Source organism: Microvirga sp. P5_D2, from assembly GCF_054049475.1.
In genome coordinates this window covers 1-5,060 of sequence record NZ_JBFUMH010000255.1, presented here as the reverse complement: position 1 = coordinate 5,060, position 5,060 = coordinate 1, and the positions used below count along the sequence as shown (strand labels likewise).

The following is a 5,060-nucleotide window of genomic DNA, read 5'->3' as shown; positions in this document are numbered from 1 at the left end:
CCCGATACGCAATCCGAGCGCGCGCGGGAGCGGATGGCCTATGTCCTGAGCCGGATGCAAGAGGACGGTCTTCTGACGCCCGATCAGGTGCAGCAGGAGGTGGCATCGCTCCCAAAGACGGTGCCGTTCGAAAGGCCGCAGCGCACGAGCGGTTTCTACTTTGTCGATCACATCAATCGCGATGCGCGTACGCTCGCCCATATCGAGAATCTGACGGCGGGCTCCTACACAGTGCTCTCGACCATCAACCCGCCCTTGCAGCAGGCGACCGAGGCTGCCTTGCAGGAGGGGCTGGCACGCTATGAGATGAGCATCGGCCGGCAGCGGTTTCAGGGCGCCGAAGCCAATCTTGCCGAGGCCATCAAGGGTTTCAAGGACGCCAAGGATTCGCCCGAGCCGCCCTGGCAGCGGGCTCTCAATGCCGCGCGTCTGCCCCTGTATGATGTGCAATGGCCGGCGGCTGTCGTCATCGAGAAGGGCAGAGACCGCAAGACGGGCGCCAACGTTCTCCGTGTCGGGTTGAGCGATGGACGCGTGCTGCCACTCAATGCCTGGGAGGCGGCGCGGCGCGACCTGAAGCTTCATGATGTGGTGCGTGTCAAGCTGATCGAGCAGAAGGACAAGGGTGTCGTTCGCGCCGATCTGCGCACGCCGCCATCCGTGCAGGGCGGCGCGGTCGTTCTGGAGAATAAGACCGGACGCATCCTTGCGATGACGGGCGGCTTCTCCTATCCCTTGAGTCAACTCAACCGCGTGACGCAGGCTCATCGCCAGCCGGGCTCGGCCTTCAAGCCGCTGACCTACCTTGCGGCTCTCGCGAAAGGGTTGCAGCCGAACACCCTCGTTTGGGATTCCCCCGTCACTCTTCCGCCCATACGGCGCGAGGATGGCACGAGGGGCGGCGATTACTGGAGGCCAAAGAACTATGACGGCGGCGGTTCGGGCATCGTCACCATGCGCCGGGCATTGGAGAACTCGAAGAACCTCGTGACGGCGCGCCTGCTCGATGGCGGCATCGAAACCTCTGCGGAGCAAAGCCTGGAGCGGGTTTGCGAGTTGGCCCTGGAGGCGCAGCTCTATCTCGAATGCACGCCGTATTACCCGTTCGTTCTCGGTGCGCAGCCGGTGCGGATTCTCGATCTCGCGGCCTTTTATGCCTCCATCGCCAATGAAGGTGCGATGCCGATGCCTTATGCATTCGAAAGCATCGAGCAAGGCGGGCGCGCCATTTACAGCCGCAGATCCAAGGCACTGGTGCGGTTCGGCTCGGCGGATGCGGCTGCGTTCTATCAGCTGAAGACGATGCTCCAAGGCGTGCTGGAGCGTGGAACGGCGCGTAACCTGAAAGCTCTTGCTCCCTATGCCGGAGGTAAGACCGGCACCTCCGACAATGAAAACGATGCTTGGTTTGCRGGTTTCACCAACGACGTCACGGTCGTGGTCTGGGTCGGTCATGACAATGCGGACGGCAAGCGCCGCACTCTGGGACGAGGGCAGACGGGTGCGAAGGTATCCGCACCCATCTTCAAGGACATCGTCGAGGCGGCTTGGATTCATCACGCCCCGAAGACACCGTTGAGCCCGCCATCGCCGCAGGCGGCCAAGCAGCTCATCGCCATGCCGATCGATCTCAATTCCGGCGAGCGTCTGACCGATGGACAGAGAGGGGCCTTCATCGAGTATTTCCGGCTCAACTGGTTCGGGCGCCTGAGCGAGACGCAGTACCGACTGGTGCCGCAGGCGGAGGTCTACGCTTATCGTCATCCGGATCCATGGGGCGATGGCGATGAGCAAGGGAGCTACGATCCTTACGAGGAGGCGCCTTCGCCTCAGGGCCCCGGCTGGCTCGACAGCTTGCGTCAGAATGCTCCCTCGCAACCGCGCTCCAATTACGGTTCGCGCTGGTGGTGGGAGGATGATCCTCCACCCCGGCCGCGGCGTGTCGATCCGGATTATCCCTGGGGTTCAAGGCGAGTTTATTGATGAGAGTATTTGATTGGCTGCGCTGCGGCCTGATCGGCCTGGCTGCATTCTCCGGTTCTGCGCCATTGCTGGCGGCGGAATTCCACATTGAGGATGTGCCATCGGTGGCGAGCGTTCCGCCTGCGCAGTTGAAGGCGAACACGATCCTGTTCAGTGACAGGAGCGGGGGCACGTCGACCGAAGCCGAGACCGGCCTGATCCGCTTCGAGGATTGGGCGCGCGAAAATCCGCAGCAGAAGCGATATTTGAGCCTCTTTCCGGATTATGCCGAGCCGCATATCAAGGTCTCCGTTCATGGCATCGTGAAGCCCTATACCGAGAAGCTTCATATGTACGTGGCGGAGGCGCGATTTCTGATCGGCAAGGCCGCAAGCGCCATCGATCTTAACCGCTATATCGCCCTCGACGTGCTGGAGAAGATCGATCCTTCGATCAAGCACCGCATCATCACGGCGGATCAGGCGCGGCCCAATATCGATCCGCAAAGCGCCCACAATCGCAACCCTGACCGGCGTTGGTGCGAGGCTCCGCAATCCGTGTGCATCGAGTCGCGTTATCCGCTGGAGGGTAAGTTGCCTGTTGGGGTCCGGCTCGCCAACAAGCTCGAGGAGGGCGGCAAGAAGATTTCGGAATTCATGGAGTTTCAAAGCGAGATCAGGGTTCTCCCGGCTCAGGACATCGATCAGGTTGGTTTCGCCAAGCTGACGGGACTGAATGCGCCGGTCACGGGCGTGCTGGAGCAGACGATCTTCGATGTGAATCAAGTGATGCAGTTCGGGAAATTGCTGGCTGTTCTCCAAGCGCATCCGACGGACGGCGGCAAGACGGTCGCAACCGTGTTCATGGTGCTCGGCGTCGAAACAGATGTACTGCAACAGAAGAAGGAGTTCGCGAACGTCCCGGTTCTGCGCAATCTCATCCCGGCACAGGTCCTCATGGGGAAGAGTTCGTTCAACTCGGGCAATTCCATCAGCGCCGGACTGCCAAGCTACGTGCGCAATCGCATCCGCGCCATTGCCGAGCTTTTCTAGCAGGAAAAAGCCCCGTTCCAGGCAGGCTGAACGGGGCTGCGAGTTGCCGGAGGCGACAAGGGGTTGCGGGTGTGATGCCTCCGTACCAAGTCAATTTTCTAAAGGCCTCACAAGTTCCGTGTCATTGTGGCTTACCTCAAGCTTGGCAGGTTCACATTTTCTCGACTGCAACCGGACATTCCAAATATGAGGTGGGACCATGCAGTCGAAGGTGAAAAGCGCTTCCGTCAAGCTTTCCTGGCTGCTAGTGCAGGGCGCTATATTGAATCAAAGGCTCACGCATGGCCAAGACCATTCATTCCATGATCAGGGTGCTGGACGAACAGCGCTCACTGGATTTCTACGGCAAGGCTTTTGGCCTTAAAGTCGCCGAGCGCTTGAGCTTCGATGGCTTCACCCTCGTCTATCTGAGTAACGATGAGAGCGATTTCGAGGTCGAGCTGACGATCAACCATGACCGAACGGAGTCCTATGCCCTGGGCGACGGCTATGGCCACCTCGCGGTATCAGTCGATGACCTTGAGGCGGAGCATGCCCGCATGACCTCGCTTGGCTTGTCTCCGTTGCCGATCAAGGAGTTCATGCACGAGGGTACGCTGCTGGCGAAGTTCTTCTTCATTCAGGATCCCGATGGCTACAAGATCGAGGTTCTGCAGYGCGCCGGGCGCTACAAGTAGCCTGTCCATGACCACACGCCCCATCGTCCGCTTCCCCGACCCGCGCCTGCGCCGGAAAGCCGAGCCTGTTGTCTCGTTCGACGATGAGCTTGCGGCCCTGGCGCGTGACTTGACCGAGACCATGCGGGCGGCGCCTGGAATCGGCATCACCGCTCCCCATATCGGAGAGCTCAGGCGCGTCGTCGTCATCCAGCTCGATGCCGATCCTGCTCCGCGCATCTACACCAATCCGCAGATCCTGTGGACCTCGCCCGAAATGATCCGCCATGTGGAAGGCAGTGTTTCGATGCCTGGAGTGACGGACGAGGTCGAGCGCCATGCCCGGGTCCGGGTCGGATATCAGGGGCTCGATGGCGTCGAGCGCGAGGAGGAGGCGGACGGTCTCCTGGCGGTATGCCATCAGYATGAGATCGACCAGCTCGATGGGATCTTCTGGATCGACCGGCTGTCGAAGCTCAAGCGGGATCGCCTGATCAAGAAATTCGAGAAGCTGCGGCGCCTTCAGGCGTGACGGAATCTCATCAAACTGGAGTTTCAGCTTCGTGATCGAAGTTTATCGCATCGAGACGGTCGCCTCCGATGAGGCGGGAGGCGGGGTGATCCGGCGGATCATGGTCCGCACGGATTCACTGGACAAGGCGAAGGAGCGTGCACGCAAGGTGTTCTCGCTCGCCCGTCGCCCGCAATCCCGCGATCCCGAGATCCAGGCCGTGCGTGTCCTCAACGGGGCGGGCTACGAAGTCTTCTCGATCAGCACGCAGGACTGACGAAGGGATTTTGTCCCCGCATGTGCATGAGTGGACGAAAATTCCTCAAACCATTTGACAGTGTGCCCATTCACCGGTACGAGCGCGCCTCCACCGCTTGAAACCGAATGTCGGCCAGCGAGCGATGGATCAAGAAAATGCGCGGGCGTAGCTCAGTCGGTTAGAGTGCCGGCCTGTCACGCCGGAGGTCGCGGGTTCGAGCCCCGTCGCCCGCGCCACTTCTTCCCAGAGACATTTCATTTCTCTCAGAAGCGCTTTGGAGCGCTGTCTCTCTCCATAAGAGATCTCACCGCACGTCATCACCGGCCTTGTGCCGGTGATCCCGATACTGTGGAGTGCAGTGCTTTTCGGATCGGGATGGCCGGGACAAGCCCGGCCATGACATGGGAGTGGACAAAATCTTGTCCACTGTTTCCCGATCAAGCCCCATGAACGAACAAAGGAGCCGCTGGGGCTCCTTTGTCATTTCTCAGATCGGCAGTCCCGCTTACGCGATCTTGCCGCCACCCTGTTTGGTGATGACGAGCAGGGAGGGGCGCGCTGGCATCCCGTCCTTGAAGTCGGGCCAGCGGGTTGCCGGGTTCTCGAACGTGGAGGTAGCC

General features: G+C 60.6%; 5 protein-coding genes and 1 tRNA gene. All 6 read left to right on the top strand.

The window, feature by feature from the left end; all coding sequences use genetic code 11:
• On the top strand, nt 1-1,983 hold a 1,983-nt coding region (locus tag ACXJKO_RS29730), incomplete at its 5' end, for a penicillin-binding transpeptidase domain-containing protein (protein ID WP_457094623.1).
• Complete coding sequence (locus tag ACXJKO_RS29725) at nt 1,983-3,014, top strand: hypothetical protein (protein WP_457094622.1); 1,032 nt, start codon at nt 1,983-1,985, stop codon at nt 3,012-3,014. The genes ACXJKO_RS29730 and ACXJKO_RS29725, both read left to right, overlap by 1 nt.
• Before the next feature lie 281 nt (nt 3,015-3,295).
• On the top strand, nt 3,296-3,691 hold the full coding sequence (locus ACXJKO_RS29720) for a VOC family protein (protein WP_457094621.1): 396 nt from the start codon (nt 3,296-3,298) through the stop codon (nt 3,689-3,691).
• A gap of 7 nt (nt 3,692-3,698) precedes the next feature.
• Nucleotides 3,699-4,202 (top strand): peptide deformylase, encoded by a 504-nt coding sequence (locus ACXJKO_RS29715; protein WP_457094620.1) that lies wholly within the window; start codon nt 3,699-3,701, stop codon nt 4,200-4,202.
• Between the two features lie 31 nt (nt 4,203-4,233).
• Nucleotides 4,234-4,458 carry a hypothetical protein gene (locus ACXJKO_RS29710; RefSeq protein ID WP_457094619.1) on the top strand — a complete coding sequence of 75 codons (225 nt, stop codon included), beginning with the start codon at nt 4,234-4,236 and terminating at the stop codon, nt 4,456-4,458.
• A gap of 141 nt (nt 4,459-4,599) precedes the next feature.
• Nucleotides 4,600-4,676, top strand: a tRNA-Asp gene (locus ACXJKO_RS29705).
• Nucleotides 4,677-5,060 lie beyond the last annotated feature (384 nt).

Bases quoted from the DNA above. Each gene is read 5' to 3' on its own strand.
- ACXJKO_RS29725 (WP_457094622.1), top strand. From the start codon at position 1,983: ATGAGAGTATTTGATTGGCTGCGCTGCGGCCTGATCGGCCTGGCTGCA.